The following is an 18,055-nucleotide window of genomic DNA, read 5'->3' as shown; positions in this document are numbered from 1 at the left end:
TTAGTTAGTTAATTAGTAGTAGTTTTCATTTATTTACCGGGCACATAGGTAACTGTAAGGTGCCGGCCGTCAATGTCAAAATGCACGTTGTTTATTTCCATGATCCGCAACACATCCGCAAGTTTACTTGAACGTGTGATCTCACCATAAAATTTCTCATCAGGCAAGGCGCCGCTATAGCTTATATCTACGTTATACCAGCGGGCTATCTGCCGCATAATAGTTTTCACGTCGTCACCATCAAAAGAGAACAGGCCATTTTTCCAGGCTACTTCTTTGTCCGGGTCTACAGTTTTTTTAGAGAGTTGACCATCAGATGCCAAAAGAGCTTGCTGGCCGGGTATTATCCTGGTTTCATTATTACCGGATGTAACCTCTACAGAACCTTCGAGCAGAGTAGTTTTTGTTGAAGTTTCGTCGCTGTAAGCGTTAATATTGAAATGGGTACCCAAAACGGTTACGGTTTGCGTACCCGAGCTAACTTTGAAAGGATGCGCTTTATCTTTGGCAACCTCAAAATAGGCCTCGCCACTTAGCTTAACCAAACGTTCGCCACCGCTAAATACAACAGGATAAGTTAATGAAGACGCGGCATTAAGCAGCACTTGTGTACCATCAGGCAATATTACCTGGTACTGCCCACCTCTTGGGGTAATGATGCTATTTTCGCCGGTTGGGTTACCGGAGTTATTTGTTGTATTGCCTGCGTTAATGGTATATACTAAAATGCCCTGGGCATTTTTATGGATGGCGACGCCCGCCTGCTGCGCTATAACCCCTTTATTGGCGCTGCTCAGATCGATGCGCGAACCATTTGCCAATTGCAATATGGCACGGTTACTACCCGGGGCAATTCGATTTTTAGCCTGCAGATCTAAAGCCGACTGATCTGTCGGTTTATGAAAAAACCAGATCCCGCTACCTATTAACAGAAGCAATGCAGCCGCTGCCGAAAGCCGTACCAGCAAACGGCGGTATATAAAAGGTTTCGGCTGCGCCAAGTTCTGATCTATGCGGACATCAACCTGCTGCTTAACACGCTGCCGAAATTCATTAAACATTTCATCCTCGTCACTGGTGACCAGGTCTTCATTTTCGTCAAACAGATCATAAAACGACTCCAATAGCCTGATCTCTTCTGTTGATGCCGTTCCCTCGCGGTAACGAACCAGCATTTCACGGAAATATTGCTTATCTATATCTTTCATGTTAAGCTTTTATAATTAAATGATCTGAAAAATTGAAAAAAGCCCAGTCATCTTTAAATTTTCTTTAAAAAAATGTTAAAGATGTTAACAAAGGGATAAAGAAGTCGTAAAATATCGGGTGATTATTCAGCGACGAAGCAAAAAAAAGAGTAAATGAGCAAATAAAAGTGACTCCCGGCAGGTAGTTAAGGCCCTGCCCAGGTGATTACGGACGGTTTTTACTGACAGTTGCAACTGATCGGCAATTTGCTGCGTGTCCAAACCCTCTTCATATCGTAATCTAAATATGGTGCGTTGCTGTGGCGGTAAACTATCTATAAGTTGGGAAAAAGATTTCAAAAATTCATTGTAAAGCAAATTACCGTCGGCTCCTGCATGCAGGGTTTCCATCTCGAAAACGACATCTGAAAGTGACTGGTATTTACTTTCCTTTTCAAAGTGTTTGAAAACAGCGTTGCGGACTGAAACAAATAAATAAGCGGGTAAATTATCGATAACCTCTCCCGAACCTCTTTTCCAAAGCTGAAAAAATACTTCCTGCGCGACATCCTGCGCGGCATCAGCATCACCTAAGCGTTTATTTGCCTGGTTAAGCACCTGTTTCCAGTGACGGCTGTACAAAGTATCAAAAGCTGTACGGTTACCTTGAGCAAGCAATTCCAGCAATTCCTGATCAGTTAAGTTTACTAACAATGATTTATCCATCCAATCTGCTTTCTCTTCTCTTATAATCAGGGTTATTCATTGTTTATTGCCCTACTAAAATACCATTTATTTTTTTAATTTAAGAGGAGGGGCAAATATCATACTTAAACTATAGATTTTATAGTATAAAACCATCGATATAGTTTAACTAAAGCAAAAGCTACCTGATCAGCGTTAGCGGTCCTGCTAAAGGTTTTGTCCCATCCTTTAGATCTATTACATAATAGTAAGTACCTGTGGGAAGCTGCTGATCTTTATAAGTACCATCCCATGGCTTTGCGTAGGCTTCAGATCGATAAATAAGGTTGCCATATCGGTTATAGATACATACCAGACATTGCGGGTAAATATTCAACGAACTGATCTCCCACAGGTCATTGATACCGTCGCCGTTCGGAGTAAAAGCGTTGGAGATACGTATTACAGGGCGTGTAACTGTAAGTGTACCATCGGTATATGATATAGTATAATTATCTGATAGCGCGCCGTCTACGTCAATGGGATAAGTACCCGGCGGAGAATTGGTTACAGCAGGTGTAGTGGCTATGGGCTGGGCGGACAGGTTAGCCGGGCCTTCGTTGTTAACAAATCCTATATAAGTTATTGTTAGTTCGGGATTAGGATCGCCGGCTGCCTTGGTTTGATCATCTGCTATAACCGACAGCATAACGGGCGTTACCACCAATTTGCCTGATGTGTAGCTGATCGTATAGTTCGCGGGGTCAAACGTCCCACCGGTAGCTGCTGATGGTGTGACCGAACTTTGGTAGGTCCCGGCATTAGCGCCTGGTGCCCCGCCCGGTTCATAACTCATTGTGACGCTGCCTACTGTTTCACCGTTTTGCAAACCAGATGCAGTATAATCGCTGTTAACTATACCATCATTGAGCGTTTCTCCGTAAGGCTTATTCTTATCATTTGCTGTAATGGTCAATGTTGCTTTATCAACAATACTTGCAGTTATTGGCACAGAGACATCCTTTGCACCAACGCTACTCAGCAGCAGGCTTCCTGTATGAGTTCCTGCGTTGGCCGTCGTTACTAATCGGACATAAACTGTGGCCGGGTAAATAGTACCGGCCGCGCCTATTGTTACCGAACCGCCAAAATGAACATTATCCGTACTCACCTCAAAACCCGCGGAAGGCGTCACTAAAATACCATCGGTCATATTTGTTCCTGATACATCAAATTGTCCGGAGGATGAGGCTGATCCGTAAATCGAAGTCATTGATGCTATCGTTCCTGCTGGCGAGATTACCGGAATTGCTAAAGGGTTAACTGTAATGGTAAATTCGACCGGTGTTCCTTCGCAGGCAGTTCCTGCTGACGACGGAGTGACCGTAATATGCGCGATAACCGGTGTGCTACCATTATTAACAGCAGTAAAAGATGTAATATTTCCTGAGCCATAGGCAGCAAGGCCGATGGCAGGCGTGTCATTCACCCAGCTGAAAACATCCGCAGTACCGGTAAAATTTATAGCAGCGACAGCATCTCCGTTATTGAGTGTTTGATCTGCTATCGCGTCAGCTATAGGCAAAGCATGAATAGTCGCGGTAACCGCGACGCTAAGATCCTGTACACCCGGTGTACTGATAACAACATTACCTGCTGGTGTACCCGCGGCGGCAGCCGCCGAACGCACATAAACTACAGTTGTATTTACTACCCCGTTAATTGGTGTTAGTGTTAATTGCGTGGTAAAGTTAGCGGTTGCGGTAGTTGAAATTTCAAATCCTGCAGGTGCCTTAATGGTAATATCTCCGGTAAGATCCTGGCCCGAAACGTCAAACTGCTGGAGATTCGGACTTGCGGAAGGAATGCCGTCGCAAGCCGTAATATTACCGGTTACAGGGCCGCTTGTAAGTTTGGCCGTGGTAGTACCAACCGGATTTACCGTAATTGTAAATTGAACCGGCATCCCGCTACAGCCTGTACCGCGCGTAAAATAGTTACCCAAGCCATTCGGGCTATTACCTACATATATAGTTGCCGTAACCTGGTTGGTTGTTGTATTTATAACTGAAATTGTTTTATCCGCGCTATTTGAAACATATACCAGGCTCCCATCCGGGTTAAGTGACAGGCCGGTCGGATTCGCGCCAACCGGGATAGTGGTGGTAACTATGCCGGTAACCATATTAATAACAGAAACGGTTTTATCTGATTGGTTAGTTACGTATGCTTTACTGCCATCAGGGCTTATTACGATACCCAAAGGGCCCGAATTTGGCCCCGATCCAACGGGTATTGTTTTCTCAACAAGGTAGGTAACCGTGTTGATCACTGAAACTGTTCCGTCATTTTGGTTGGTGACATAAAGATGTGTCCCGTCCGGGCTGGTTGCCATACCGGTTGCGCCGCCTCCGACCCGAATAGTTGCGGCTATCGTGCCTTGAGCTGGTATATATACTGATACAGTTTTGTTGATTCCACTGGTGGTGTATATTTTCTCACCGTCGGGAGATACCAAAACGGCCGAGGGAAAAGCTCCGACCGGGATATTTCCAGGAAACGTGTTGTTCGATAATTTTATTTCAGATAATATATTATCAAAAGCATTTACCACATACAAACTGGTGCCGTCCGGGCTGACCGCAACACCGTCAGGACCGTTCCCTACAGGTATGGTTGAAACAACTTTGTTGGTAACCGTGCTGATCACCGAAACGCTATTAGATCCTGAATTGGCGACGTAGATGTACTTACTGTCCGGACTTACGGCGATGGCGCTTGGATTAGCACCCACGAGGATCGATTTAATTACAGAATTGGTATTGGGATCAATCACTGAAACAGTCCCATCTCCGGAATTCGGGATATAAGCATATCCCGTATTTGTAGGCGTAACCCTAAGCGTTGCCACTATGGGAACATTAGTAGTATTTTGAGCTGTGAAAGCAGCTATGTTGCCGCTTCCGCTGGCAGGCAGCCCAATACCGGGCTGATCATTTGTCCAATTATAAGCGTTGCCGGTTCCTGTAAAATTGACCGAGGCTGTTGCCTGGCCGGCAACTACTACCTGGTTGGCTGCACCATTAACCACCGGAATTGCATTGATCGTGCCTTTTACCGCGATCATTAATGCCGCAGCTCCAGGCGAACTGACGCTAACATTTCCCGATATATTACCTGGTGTAGTAGCGGCTGCAGCGCGAACGTAAATTGTTGTACTGCTGGTTAACCCCCCGACCGGCTGAAAGATCAAACGACTCACATAATCGGCACCCGGTGTAAGTGATACTTCAAAACCTGTGGGCGCCGCAATGGTGACAGGATCCGTTAAACTATTGCCTACAACAACGAATTGTTGAATATCCGGGCTGCTGGAAGGGGAACCCGGGCAAGTGGCAATAGAACCGGTGACTAAACCAGCAAAAATTTCAGGAGCGACAGCGTTAACCTGGCGGCGCGTTTGTCCTAATACATTTACAGAAAAATAACAAAGCAAGATCAAGCAACTGATCCTGAACAAGTATGATTTCATGAAATGAGAAATATAATCGTGCTATCGAGCTAAGGTATTAACAATTTTGCAAATTAATACCCGGTTTATTTTAAGCCTCCGCTTGTACAGGTAACTACAATTGCAATTTTGCTATTGATACTATTCTGCTTAACCCAATATTTCGACAAAACGGTGATCATACCGCATTAACAGTTGCTTACCTTTGCGTTATGAAGAAAATAGGATTTCTATCATTCGGGCATTGGTCTGACCATCCATCATATGGTACCCGCACAGCCGGCGATACTCTATTGCAATCGATCGACCTGGCAGTTGCGGCAGAAGAATTGGGTGTTGATGGCGCTTATTTCCGCGTGCATCACTTCTCTCGTCAATTAGCCTCACCTTTCCCCTTACTGTCAGCTATCGGTGCTAAAACCAACAAAATAGAGGTAGGTACGGGTGTGATCGACATGCGGTATGAAAACCCGTTATACATGGTTGAAGATGCCGGCGCTGCCGATCTTATTTCGGGCGGGCGTTTACAATTGGGCATCAGCCGCGGTTCGCCGGAGCAGGTTATTGAAGGCTGGCGATACTTTGGCTTTGAACCGGCAGAAGGCGAAACAGATGCCGAGATGGGGCGCAACCATGCGCTGCAATTTTTGCAGCGGCTTGACGGCATTGGCTTTGCCGAACCTCACCCCTACCCGATGTTTCCAAACCCGCCGGGTTTACTGCGTTTAGAACCACACTCTGAAGGTTTGCGCGAGCGGATCTGGTGGGGTGCCGCATCAAATGCCACCGCGGTTTGGGCGGCAGAGAATGGTATGAACCTGCAAAGCTCAACCCTGAAATTTGACGAAAACGGCAAACCTTTTCATATCCAACAGGCAGAACAGATCAGGATCTTTAAAGAAGCCTGGAAAAAAGCGGGACATCAGCGTGAGCCGAGAGTTTCGGTTAGCCGCTCTATTTTTGCATTGGTTACTGACCAGGACCGTTACTACTTCGGCCAGCAAGGTAAATCGGCCGATAGCTTTGGTTATATCGAGCCCGAAAAACGTGCGGTGTTTGGCAAGAGCTATGCTGCGGAACCAGATCAGTTGATAAAGCAACTGGCGCAGGATGAAGCTATCCGGGAAGCGGATACACTTTTGCTAACTATTCCGAACACTTTGGGTGTAGATTATAACGTCCACGTGCTGTCTTCTATATTAGAACACGTTGCCCCGGCATTGGGCTGGCGATAAAATTTGTTTATCCGTAAAAAGTATACAACGTGCAGTGATTAGTGTTAACGCCTGCTCTTGTTTTCGGCGGACCTTTGGTTTAACAAAAATCAAAGACATGAAAACAATATTAATTACAGGAGCAAGCAGCGGAATAGGTAAAGAAACCGCTAAATTATTTCAAAGCAAAGGCTGGAACGTTATCGCAACCATGCGTAAGCCTGACAGCGAAACAGAATTAAATACGTTAGCAAATGTGCTTGTCACCAAGCTGGATGTATTGGATCAGGATTCTATCAATAACGCGGTAGCAGCCGGCATTGAAAAGTTTGGGAAGATAGATGTCCTATTAAACAATGCAGGCTACGGTGCTTATGGTGTACTGGAATCTTTCTCTCGCGAACAGATCATCCGCCAGTTTGATACCAATGTTATCGGCTTGTTAGATGTTACCAAAGCCATACTGCCGCACTTCAGGAAAAACAAAGGCGGTATACTGATCAATATTTCTTCCATCGGCGGTAAGATGACCTTCCCTTTAGGGGCACTTTACCATGGTACCAAGTTCGCGGTTGAGGGTATTTCTGAATCATTAAGTTATGAAGTGGAGCAATTTGGCGGAAAAGTAAAAATTGTTGAACCGGGCGCTATAGCTACAGAATTTGCCGGCCGATCCATGGACTTTAGTAATGATGAAAGCCTTGCCGAATATCAGCCCATAGTTGGCAAAGTATTAACCGGTGTAGAAACCATGTTCGGCCAGGCCTCACCTGCCAGCGTGGTTGCAGAAGTTATCTACCAGGCTGCTACTGATGGCACAGATCAACTGCGTTACACCGCCGGAGAAGATGCTAAAGCCGTTATCGCACAGCGCGCAGCCACAGACGATACTACATTTATCGGCGGCATGAAAACCATGTTTAATTTATAATATCTTTGGGTAATGAGCAAGTTTATCCATATGCATACCATTCCGGACCTGTTCCAGTTCTTTAAACTGGAACAGCCGGTTAAGCATCCGCTCATAGCCGTGGTTGACTTTAGCCGGGTACAGGAAGAAATCACCGAGGACACTAAAGTATCAGCCGATTTTTATACACTGATATTTAAAAACTACAACCGTAACAATATAAAGTACGGGCGTAAGCTGGTTGACTTTACGGATGGCAGCCTGATCTGCATGTCGCCGCAACAGGTGTTGGAGATGAATGATGATATTGAACCATCGCCGCAAATGATGGGCTGGGGCATTTTCTTTCATCCCGACCTGATCAGGGCAACATCGCTTAATGACAAAATCAAAGACTACAGTTTTCTTACCTATGAAGTGTCCGAAGCCTTGCACTTATCAGAAAAAGAAAAACAGGTGCTGTATGAATGCGTGCAAAAGATCGATGCAGAGCTTAATGAGAACATTGATATCCACAGCCAGGCCATCATTGTTTCCGGGATCGAAATGCTGTTAAACTATTGTTCGCGTTTTTATGGCCGTCAGTTTATCACCCGCAAAAGCTCAAATAACGCCGTAGTGGTGCAAGTTGAAAAAGTGCTGACCGATTATTTTAAAACCAGCGTTAACGGCTTGCCTACGGTAAAGTATTTGGCCGATAAAGTAAACTTATCTCCCAATTACCTGAGCGACCTGCTTAAAAAAGAAACGGGTAAAAGCGCGCAGGACCATATTCATTACTATGTGATAGAAGAAGCGAAGAACATCCTGCTAAACACCAACAAGTCAATTGGTGAGATAGCTTATGCTTTAGGTTTTGAATACCCGCAATACTTTAACAAACTGTTCAAACAAAAAACAGGAAAAACGCCGGTGGAGTTTAGGATGAATTGATCCCTACTACTCCACCGGTAATATTTAGCAGAGTTTTAAACCAACATTATAGTACAATACTCGCTATACCTTTTTGCAGTGCGGCTTCGGCCTGGCCGGGATAAGCAGAACCCTCTACCCTGAAAACGGTGAAATCTGTCATCCCTAAAAAGCCTAACAAGCCTTTCAAATAGGTAGAAACAAAGTCAAGCGGCTGCATTGGCCCGCTCGAATATATACCACCCGAAGCCATAGCTACATAAACAACCTTATCTTTTATCAGGCCCTCAATACCGGCCTCGCTGTATTTAAATGTAACACCTGCCCGTGCTATGTGGTCGATCCAGGCTTTAAGTACGGATGGGATCCCAAAATTCCATAAAGGGGCGCCAATAACAATAACATCCGCTTCGGCTATCTCGGCAATGGCCTGATCAGAATGGCTTAGCGCCGCTTTGTCTTCAGGTGTTTGATTTTCTGCAGGAGTATAAAATGCGGCAAGTGTCGCTTCTTCCAGGTGGGGATAAGGGCTTTCTGTTAAATTTTTAATCTTAACCACACTGCCCGGGTAAGCCGCTTTAACTTTTTCTACAATGGCATTACCAAGCTGTATGCTGAACGATTGCCCACCTTTGGGGCTTGAAATAATATGCAATATCTTTTTCATAAAAATAAATTTTGTACAGCGGCAAACCTAAGTAAGCTGAGTATCAAAAAGATATTACTATCCCAAAGGATACCGGTATCGTTTGGGATACTGCTTATCTTTGCAGGTATGGAAGCAGCTATAGTAAAAGAACCGGAAACAGATCACCCATGCAGTGAAAACGCCTGCGCCGCAGGTGTTTCCGGCATCAGGGATGCCGTGTATGTGTTAAACGGCAAATGGAAACTGCCGCTGATCTTTACTCTTACCGAAGGGCCGAAACGATTTAAAGATATCCAGCGTTCACTGGGCGATATTACCCCTAAGATCTTATCAAAAGAATTAAAGGAACTGGAATTGAATGAATTTGTGGTACGCACAGTTTATTCGACAACCCCCGTTACCGTAATTTATGAACTGACGCCATACAGCAAATCGCTCAAACAAGTATTACATGAATTGCGTGATTGGGGCATTAACCATCGCCAGCGCATTGTTAACAGCCGTAAAACTAAACAGTGATATGAAAAAGCCCACGCCGTTTGATTTCCTGCTGGACTATTTACCGGCTACTGTGGTTATTAAACCGGCCATTGGCATGTACTATATTTACTTTGAAGGCAAGATCGTACTGATTTTCCGTAAGGTTAACAAGAACCCGCAGCATAACGGTATCTGGATAGCAAGCAAACGTGAAGATCACGCCGGTTTAAAAGCCGAGATCCCTGCTGTAACTGACTTTGAATTTGGTAAGGATGAAGCCTTTGAACCCAACTGGCTGCAACTAAAGGATGGCCATGAAGATTTTGAAGAAGCGGCAATAGCCCTTTGCGAACTGGTTACCCGGCGCGACAAAAGGATTGGGAAAGAAACTAAAAAGGCAGCGCTGCTAACCAATTACCGTATTAACTCTTAAAGCTAATGAAGTATTAGCTGAATAATATATCATGTAAAGGGTTAGGCCCTGGCCCTACCCTTTAATTTTGCCTCTGTCAGGGGTAGCTTATTGTAATCTTTACACTATCATGTTTAAGTAGTATAAACAGGTTTTTTATCTTTGCGCCAAAGGTCTGCGCTATGAAAAAAAGTCTGTTTCCGTTATTGCTGGGTGGTTTGGGTATTGGTACAACCGAGTTTGTAATGATGGGGCTGCTGCCTGATATCGCGGCAAATCTGCATACCAGTATTCCCACGGCAGGACACCTGATCTCTGCTTATGCCCTTGGGGTTGTGGTGGGTGCGCCCCTGCTGGTTATCATCAGCAGTAACTATCCGCCAAAAAAAGTGTTGATCGGTTTAATGATGATCTTCACGTTGTTCAACGCTTTTTCGGCCTTTGCACCTACTCATTTCACTTTACTGCTGGCCCGTTTTTTTGCCGGCCTGCCGCATGGCGCTTTCTTTGGTGTGGGCGCGGTAGTTGCCAGCCGCCTGGCCGAAAAAGGCAAACAGGCGCAGGCCATATCTGTAATGTTTGCCGGACTAACAATTGCCAATTTGGCTACCGTACCCCTGGGCGCGTGGGTGGGCCATCACCTGTTATGGCGTTACACTTTTGGCATTGTCGGCTTTATCGGGCTGATCACCTTATTATTTTTATGGCTGTGGATGCCTGCCTTACCGGTAGTGCGCAAAGGGAACGCGCGGTCTGAACTGCGCTTATTTAAAAGCGCCGAAGCCTGGCTTGTCATTCTGATCACGGCTATTGGCACGGGTGGTTTATTTGCCTGGATCAGCTACATAGCCCCGCTGATGACACAGGTTTCGCATTTTTCGGCAAACAGTGTTTCGGCGATCCTGGTACTGGCCGGATTTGGCATGGTGGTAGGTAATATCATCGGCGGTAAAATGGCCGATAGTTTCAGTCCGGTTATTGCCTGTACCTGGCTGCTGGTTGCTATGGCCTCTACGCTGTTAATGATCTACTTATTTTCGGGTATACAGTTGGTTTCACTGGCTTTGACGTTTATTGCAGGGGCGCTATCTATTGCGCTGGCATCCCCGATCCAAATATTAATGATCAATACCTCAAAAGATGCGGAGATGCTGGGCGCGGCCGTTACGCAGGCAGCGTTCAATATTGGCAATGCTTTAGGCGCTTTTTTCGGCGGGTTGCCTATTGTAGCGGGCATGGGTTATAATTCGCCCGCTTTGGTCGGCATGGTGATGGCTTTATTTGGTGTCGGTTTTGCTTTACTCCTTGTAAGGCGATCAGCAAAACTGGCTTTGGCGATTAGCTAAAGCTTACCATTTCTTTATCGTCCCCTATCAACTTAACTTCCACTCGGGCCTTTCAAAGTGGCAGGTATACCCGTAGGGATTTTTCTGCAGGTAATCCTGGTGCTCAACCTCGGCATTCCAAAACGGACCTGCGGGTACAACTTCTGTAACTATCTTTCCGGGCCATATGCCCGATGCATCCATCTCGGCGATCAGGTCGACAGCGGTTTGGCGTTGTGCTTCGTCTATATAAAAAATTGCAGAGCGGTAAGATGTACCGATATCGTTACCCTGCCTGTTACGCGTAGTAGGATCATGGATCTGGAAAAAATATTCAAGTAGTTTGCGGTAAGATAGTTGCTCAGGGTCAAATACGATCTCTATCCCTTCGGCATGGGTACCGTGATTGCGGTAGGTCGCGTTAGCAACGTCCCCGCCTGTATAGCCCACAACGGTTGAGATCACACCCGGATAATGACGGATCAGTTCTTCTACTCCCCAAAAACAGCCACCGGCTAATATTGCTTTTTCCTTATTCATAACGCTATTATTTTATATCAAAGTTAAACTTTTTCAGCCGGGAATACAGATCGATCAGCCCCTGTTAATGGCGAAACCAAACTTTTTTACCTTGATGTGAATTTTTGCATGGCATCATTTACAAACAAACCGGATCAATAACCTGATCATAAAATAAATACAACAATATTTTTATATTTATAAAGTAATCCAGCCAACTAAAAACCAAATTCATGATACCATTTACTGTACCAGCCTACGAACAAGAGCCCGAACTACTAAAACCTGTTTACGAACGCTATAAAAAAGCACTGGGGTTTGTACCCAATTTGTACGCGGTGATAGGCTACTCGCCAAACGCTTTAAGCTCTTATGTCCAATTTACTGCCGAACAGGTAAAGGGGACATTTCACGGGAAAGACCGCGAGGCTATTTTCCTGATCGTGTCCCAATTAAACGGTTGCGAATATTGCCTGGCCTCGCATACCCAATCTGCCCTGAAATTTGGGTGGACAGAAGATGAAACCTTGCTGATAAGAAAAGGCAGATCGCCCGACCCGAAATGGCAGGTAATCTATAAAGTGGTTAAATCTATTCTGGATAACAAGGGTGAAATAAGCAATGATCTGCTCACCGAATTTTACAACGTTGGCTATAATGAAGCCGCAATAATGGACCTGCTTGCGCTGATCATGGTAATGAGTTTCACCAATTACGCTTACCGCATGACGCAGATATCTATTGATTTCCCTGCAGCAAAAGAGATTTGATCTGTCACCGGGTATTTGCCTGGTTATCAATAACAAATTATCCCATGATGAAAAAGATATCCGCCTTACTGTTACTATTGTTTGCAAGCACTTTATTAAAGGCGCAAGAACATGAAAGTTATGTAAAACCCGCTGATACGCTGGTTCAAAAAAAGTTGCGCCAATGGCAGGACCTAAAATTTGGCCTCTTTATGCATTGGGGGCCATACAGCGAATGGGGGGTTGTTGAAAGCTGGAGCCTTTGCCCTGAAGATGAAGGCTGGACGCAGCGAAAAGGCCCGTACGGTGCTGATTACTACACGTACAAAAAGGCTTACGAAAACCTACTGACCACCTTTAACCCAACAAACTTTAATCCCGAAAAGTGGGTAAAAGCCGCAAAAAGCGCCGGGATGAAATATGTAATATTCACCACAAAGCATCACGACGGTTTTTCGATGTTTGACACCAAACAAACAGATTATAAGATAACTAGCCCGCGCGACCCATTCTCGTCAAATCCGCGGAGTAATGTTACCAAGGAGATCTTTAACGCTTTCAGTAAAGAAAACTTTATGATAGGCGCCTATTTTTCAAAGCCCGACTGGCATAGCGAATATTACTGGTGGCCCTACTTCCCTCCCACTAACAGGAATGTAAATTATGACCCGGCTAAATACCCTGATCGCTGGCAAAAATTCAAAGACTTTACCTACAATCAAATTGGCGAATTGATGACCGGCTACGGTAAAGTAGACATATTATGGTTAGACGGTGGCTGGGTAAGGCCAAAATCTTCTATGGACAGCAAATCTGCCGAATATAAAAAAGCCTATGACCAGAATATCGACATGCCTAAAATAGCCGCTATGGCCCGCGAAAAACAGCCGGGCCTAATCGTAGTAGATCGTACCGTGTCCGGGGAATACGAAAACTACACTACGCCAGAACAGCAGGTACCTAACGAGCCGCTTGATCATCCCTGGGAAAGTTGTATAACCATGGGAAATTCCTGGAGTTATGTACCCGGCGATCATTATAAATCAACCAACCAGATAGTTTCATTGCTGGTGAAGATCGTATCAAGAGGCGGTAACTTATTAATGAACATTGGCCCAGGCCCTGATGGCGATTGGGACCCGGTAGCCTACAATCGCCTTAGCCAGATAGGCGACTGGATGAAAATTAATGGCGAGGGAATCTATGAAAGCACTGCCGTTGCCCCATACTCTGAAGGAAACATATTTTATACTAAAAACAAAAAAAGCAATACCCTGTACGCCTTTAGCCTGTCTGATAACGATAAAGTAAAACTGCCCGGCACAATAACCCTGCATTTAAAAGGCATCAATAAAGTTAAAAAAGTGAGCCTGTTGGGTGTTGACAGAAAAATAAAGTTTAGTACCAATGCCGGCGCGTTGACTATTACTATCCCTGCCGATTTACAACAGAACAATAAGTTAACTCAAACAGCTACTTTTAAAATACAATATTGATCAAATTCGGACACCAAATCTGATCACTAACGAACAATAAGTGTACGATATCGAACATGAATAACAATATAAATAATTGATATTCAATATATTATATTTTGGCATATTATTCGTCTTTGAATAGTAAATAGCTGCGATATGTTTCAACACTTTTTACTCATTGCCAGGCGTAACCTGCTTAAAAGAAAGCTGTATAGTTTTATCAATATTATCGGGCTGGCAATAGGCATGACCTGTTGTATAGTTATTGCCCTGTACGTACAGCATGAGCTATCGTATGATCGGTATAACACCAGGCATGACCATATTTACCGGGTATTGCAAACCTTTCGCAGTGTTGAAAAGGGACAGAAACCGCCCACTCCTGCCCCCGAAGATTACTGGGTTTGGGGCAGCGCCCCGGTCGGGCCCGCTTTAGCGGCAGATTTCCCGCAGATAAAAGAAGTGGTGCAGTTTATGAGCCCAGTGAGTTTACTGCTTGAGTACAAAGACAAACGTTTACAACAGGAAAACCTGGTTTGTATAGACTCTAACGCGTTTAAAGTTTTCAGCTGGAAATTGTTGCAGGGCAACCCCAAAACCGCATTGGTTGCTTCAAATAGCATCGTGTTAACTCAAACAGTAGCTACAAAAATTTTCGGCAATGATAATCCCGTAGGCAAAACGCTGCGGGTAGACAATGGCGATCTGTTTAATGTAACCGGGGTTGTTGCCGATGTACCTGCAAATTCGCAGATCACTTTTAATGGCCTGATCTCTATGACGACCGCCAGGAAATCACAGCGGGATGTTTTTAATATGTGGGGATATGTAGATTTTTACACTTATTTCTTGCTGAAGGATAACACAAATATCGAATCTATGAAAGCCGAGATCCCGGCTTTCTTAAAACGCCATAACAGCCAGGATCCGGGATATACCATCGCTTTCGAAAAAATGGACGATGCCTACCTGCACTCAAAAGCAATCAGGCAACCCGGCCCTGTGGGCAGCATGAGCAACATTTACTTATTTTGCTGTATCGGTTTCATCATCCTGATCATTGCCTGTGTTAATTTCATGAACTTATCTACCGCCCGTTCGCTTGAAAGAGCGAAGGAAGTGGGGGTACGAAAAGTATTAGGTGTACAACCATCCGCGCTTAGGTGGCAATTTCTGTTCGAGTCTCTTTTGATCTCGGTTATGGCAGCTGTTTTGGCTGTTTTATTTACTAAAGTAAGTTTACCTGTAGTTAGCGCTTTATCCGGCAAAGACTTTTCTCCTAAAGTTTTTTTCAGCGGTCAATTAGCTGCATGGATGGCTATACTCACTTTGGCAACCGGTGTTTTAGCGGGCATTTACCCCGCCTGGTTCCTGTCGCGTTTTAAACCAACAGCGGTTTTGAAAGGCGTATTCAAACCCTCGCACAGTAATATCTCTTTGCGCAAAGCATTGGTAATTTTTCAATTTACGCTGTCCATAACATTAATAGCAGGCACTGCCATTGTATATACCGAATTAAAATTTCTGAATAACCATGATCTTGGTTTTGCCAAAGACCAGATGCTGGTTTTAAATTTTGAAGGCGATGGGCAGGTGCAGAAAAATATCGAACGAATAAAACGGTCGCTTGCCAGTCAGACCGGTGTTTTATCGGTTGCCGCCGCACGCGCGGTGCCCGGCGAGTTTTTACCTAATGCGGGGACGGCTATTGAGGGGATTAACGGGCAAATGGTGAGTAAGATCCCGCTCATTTATGAAATTGACTTTGATTTTATATCGTGCCTTAAAATCAAAATGGTGGCAGGCAGAGATTACTCGCGCGCTTTCCTCACAGACAGTACCCAAGCTATGGTAATCAATGAAGCCGCGGCAAAATTATATGGCTACCAACACCCTGCGGATGCCGTAGGTAAAATGTTTGACCAATGGGGCCGAAAGGGCAAGATAATTGGTGTGGTTAAAAATTTCAATTTCAGGTCTTTACATTCAGAAGTAGAACCATTGACCCTACGGTACGGTATGCCATACTCGCTTAACCGTATTTTAGTGGGTATAAAAGCCGGGAATACGGCAGCTACCATTACTGCGCTCGAAAAAACATGGAAAGCCGAAGCGCCGCAAAGGCCTTTTTTATATCATTTTTTAGACCAGTCGTTTAACCAGCAATATGAGTCTGACCAGCATTTTGGGTATCTTTTCTCCTTATTCTCCTGCCTAGCTATACTGATTGCCTGCCTGGGATTATTTGGATTAGCCACATTTACCGCGCAGCAGCGCATCAAAGAGATAGGCATCCGTAAAGTATTGGGCGCATCTGTTTATAATATTGTAGCACTCATCAGCAAGGATTTTTTGCGTTTGGTATTAATTGCAACGGTAATAGCCGTACCGCTATGTGTTTTAATAATGAACCAATGGCTTAAAGATTTTGCCTACAGAATTGCTATAAGCCCGGGAATATTTATTGCCACAGCATTTATCGCGCTGTTTATAGCCTTAATAACCATTAGCTGGCAAACTGTTAAAGCCGCTTTGGCTAATCCGGTACAATCTATTAAAAATGAATAGGCAAAAAAGCAAAAAGACAATCAACAAACAAGACAAGATCCTATTTGCTGACTAAAGCTTATTTGAGTTTAGCTTTGGGTTTTGGCTGGCGTTAACCTGGTAAGTGTTTACCTGGTCGTTATCTGCAACCTCAACAATGCGGTAGCCCTTATAATCTGTGCCCCAGTTACCGCCAAAATGCGAGTCGAACAGGTGCGGAAGTTTCCCCGTGTAGCGGATACCATCTAACGTGTGATCATGCCCGTGAAAAACCGCCTTTATGTTGGGATAGCTGTGCAGCAGTTCAATGATCTCAGGGCAATCAACAAAGATGGTCTTTTCTTCCGGCGTCCATTGGTGCGGCGGAATATGCAGGATAACAAAAACTATCTTCTTGCTTTTATACTCATCTAAAGATGCTTTCAGGAAGTTATAATCAGGGCAAACATAGCCGCCCTTGGTGTCGGCAGTATTGGCAAACACAAAACCGATGTCGCCTTTATCAACCGAGTATTTATCCTCATACCCGAACACGTTTTTCCAAACCGCGGCATCGGCGAAATCATGGTTACCGGGGATAGTGTAGTAAGGCACAGGCAGTTTATCCAGGTAAGTTTCTTTGACTTTTTTCAGCAGGTCGGGGCGGTTATGCACCAGGTCGCCGTTAATAATGATCAGATCTAGGTGGTTATCGTTATGCTCTTTCTTTAACCACTTAACCAGGTCGGTATAAAACGCGTCAGAGTCGGTATCCGGCTGCGCATAATGGCCGTCGGACGCTATGGCGAAACGCAGTTTAAATTTATCTGCCCCACCACCCTTAACAGGATGAGGTTCGTTAGCGAATGAATTGATTGCCGGTAACAAATTAATACCTACCGCGCCTACTATGCCTGATTTTATAAACTTACGCCTGTTGCTCATGTTGATTTAGCTATGTGGTAAAAGTAGCTGATCAATGTTAACTTAGTTTTAAGTTAGGAGCTCGGACAGGGCTTTATATCGAATTGATCAGGCCTCACCTATCAGTCTCAATGTTTTATCATCCGGCTCTCCTTTAAAGAATTTATCGAGCACGGATTGAAATACCGGATAAGCATCAGGCAATGCCGCAAATAAAGTCATAGACGATCTTAGTTTTCTATCATCAGGATTACCAAAGATCTCATTTGCGTCATCGCTTTTTAAGCGAAGCAACTCCAGGCAGATCTCTATTAAACGTTGCCCCAAAACCGGGTGATTGATGTAAGCCTCGGCTTCGTCCAAATCATTTATACCGTAATATTTTGAAGTTTCACTAAACCCTAAGCCTTGTAACTGCGGAAAAATGTACCACATCCAATGGCTGTGCTTGCGGCCATTTTTAATTTCGGCCAGCGCGGTAGCAAAATCCGCTTCCTGGGCATCAATAAATCGTTGCAGATCGTTCATATCCGTTTGCAACAATAAGCCTGCCACAGTATGCAAAAACATTGTTT

The 18,055-nt window shown here is 44.6% G+C and carries 16 protein-coding genes; 9 read left to right on the top strand and 7 right to left on the bottom strand.

The features are described from left to right. Positions 1 to 29: 29 nt before the first annotated feature. The 3 genes from FO440_RS20565 to FO440_RS20555 all read right to left on the bottom strand — a co-directional run bounded on the left by FO440_RS20565 (position 30) and on the right by FO440_RS20555 (position 5,403). Positions 30 to 1,208 (bottom strand): FecR family protein, encoded by a 1,179-nt coding sequence (locus FO440_RS20565; protein ID WP_144250176.1) that lies wholly within the window; start codon positions 1,206 to 1,208, stop codon positions 30 to 32. 126 nt (positions 1,209 to 1,334) lie between these two features. After that, positions 1,335 to 1,913, bottom strand: coding sequence for an RNA polymerase sigma factor (locus FO440_RS20560; RefSeq protein ID WP_144250175.1), 579 nt, complete (start codon positions 1,911 to 1,913; stop codon positions 1,335 to 1,337). A gap of 160 nt (positions 1,914 to 2,073) precedes the next feature. After that, positions 2,074 to 5,403, bottom strand: a complete 3,330-nt coding sequence (locus FO440_RS20555) for an MBG domain-containing protein (protein ID WP_144250174.1) — start codon at positions 5,401 to 5,403, stop codon at positions 2,074 to 2,076. Positions 5,404 to 5,594: 191 nt separating this feature from the next. Between FO440_RS20555 and FO440_RS20550 the strand changes: the two genes are divergently transcribed. From FO440_RS20550 to FO440_RS20540, 3 genes are all read left to right on the top strand, one after another. Beyond that, positions 5,595 to 6,617, top strand: coding sequence for an LLM class flavin-dependent oxidoreductase (locus FO440_RS20550; protein ID WP_144250173.1), 1,023 nt, complete (start codon positions 5,595 to 5,597; stop codon positions 6,615 to 6,617). Positions 6,618 to 6,714: 97 nt separating this feature from the next. Next, on the top strand, positions 6,715 to 7,527 hold the full coding sequence (locus FO440_RS20545) for an SDR family oxidoreductase (protein WP_144250172.1): 813 nt from the start codon (positions 6,715 to 6,717) through the stop codon (positions 7,525 to 7,527). A 12-nt stretch (positions 7,528 to 7,539) separates the two neighbouring features. After that, a complete protein-coding gene (locus tag FO440_RS20540; protein WP_144250171.1) occupies positions 7,540 to 8,439 on the top strand; it encodes a helix-turn-helix domain-containing protein in 900 nt (299 codons plus the stop codon). A gap of 46 nt (positions 8,440 to 8,485) precedes the next feature. Here FO440_RS20540 and FO440_RS20535 read toward each other — a convergent pair whose 3' ends face one another. Beyond that, positions 8,486 to 9,085 carry an FMN-dependent NADH-azoreductase gene (locus tag FO440_RS20535; RefSeq protein WP_144250170.1) on the bottom strand — a complete coding sequence of 200 codons (600 nt, stop codon included), beginning with the start codon at positions 9,083 to 9,085 and terminating at the stop codon, positions 8,486 to 8,488. 108 nt (positions 9,086 to 9,193) lie between these two features. On the opposite strand from FO440_RS20535, the gene FO440_RS20530 reads away from it, so the two are divergent. The 3 genes from FO440_RS20530 (at position 9,194) to FO440_RS20520 (ending at position 11,305) form a co-directional block, all read left to right on the top strand. Further along, positions 9,194 to 9,586, top strand: coding sequence for a winged helix-turn-helix transcriptional regulator (locus FO440_RS20530; protein ID WP_144250169.1), 393 nt, complete (start codon positions 9,194 to 9,196; stop codon positions 9,584 to 9,586). Between the two features lies 1 nt (position 9,587). Beyond that, the gene (locus FO440_RS20525; protein WP_144250168.1) at positions 9,588 to 9,980 is read left to right on the top strand and encodes a hypothetical protein; all 393 of its coding nucleotides are present in this window, start codon (positions 9,588 to 9,590) and stop codon (positions 9,978 to 9,980) included. Positions 9,981 to 10,141: 161 nt separating this feature from the next. Further along, entirely contained in the window at positions 10,142 to 11,305 is a 1,164-nt protein-coding gene (locus tag FO440_RS20520; protein ID WP_144250167.1) for an MFS transporter, read from the top strand. Positions 11,306 to 11,332: 27 nt separating this feature from the next. Here the strand turns inward: FO440_RS20520 and msrA are convergent, their stop codons facing one another. After that, positions 11,333 to 11,824 carry a peptide-methionine (S)-S-oxide reductase MsrA gene (gene msrA, locus FO440_RS20515; protein WP_144250166.1) on the bottom strand — a complete coding sequence of 164 codons (492 nt, stop codon included), beginning with the start codon at positions 11,822 to 11,824 and terminating at the stop codon, positions 11,333 to 11,335. Positions 11,825 to 12,036: 212 nt separating this feature from the next. Here msrA and FO440_RS20510 point away from each other — a divergent pair, with 212 nt between their 5' ends. From FO440_RS20510 to FO440_RS20500, 3 genes are all read left to right on the top strand, one after another. After that, entirely contained in the window at positions 12,037 to 12,573 is a 537-nt protein-coding gene (locus FO440_RS20510; protein ID WP_144250165.1) for a carboxymuconolactone decarboxylase family protein, read from the top strand. 44 nt (positions 12,574 to 12,617) lie between these two features. Next, positions 12,618 to 14,048 (top strand): alpha-L-fucosidase, encoded by a 1,431-nt coding sequence (locus FO440_RS20505; protein WP_246104284.1) that lies wholly within the window; start codon positions 12,618 to 12,620, stop codon positions 14,046 to 14,048. A gap of 138 nt (positions 14,049 to 14,186) precedes the next feature. Further along, a complete protein-coding gene (locus FO440_RS20500; protein ID WP_144250164.1) occupies positions 14,187 to 16,598 on the top strand; it encodes an ABC transporter permease in 2,412 nt (803 codons plus the stop codon). Positions 16,599 to 16,649: 51 nt separating this feature from the next. On the opposite strand, the gene FO440_RS20495 is transcribed toward FO440_RS20500, so the two are convergent. Then, positions 16,650 to 17,501, bottom strand: coding sequence for a metallophosphoesterase family protein (locus tag FO440_RS20495; RefSeq protein ID WP_144250163.1), 852 nt, complete (start codon positions 17,499 to 17,501; stop codon positions 16,650 to 16,652). Positions 17,502 to 17,588: 87 nt separating this feature from the next. Then, positions 17,589 to 18,050 (bottom strand): DUF1810 domain-containing protein, encoded by a 462-nt coding sequence (locus FO440_RS20490; RefSeq protein WP_246104283.1) that lies wholly within the window; start codon positions 18,048 to 18,050, stop codon positions 17,589 to 17,591. Positions 18,051 to 18,055 lie beyond the last annotated feature (5 nt).

The organism is Mucilaginibacter corticis (assembly GCF_007558865.1).
GTDB lineage: Bacteria > Bacteroidota > Bacteroidia > Sphingobacteriales > Sphingobacteriaceae > Mucilaginibacter > Mucilaginibacter corticis.
Note: the sequence above shows the minus strand (reverse complement) of the source record. Positions and strands in the feature narration are given on the sequence as shown.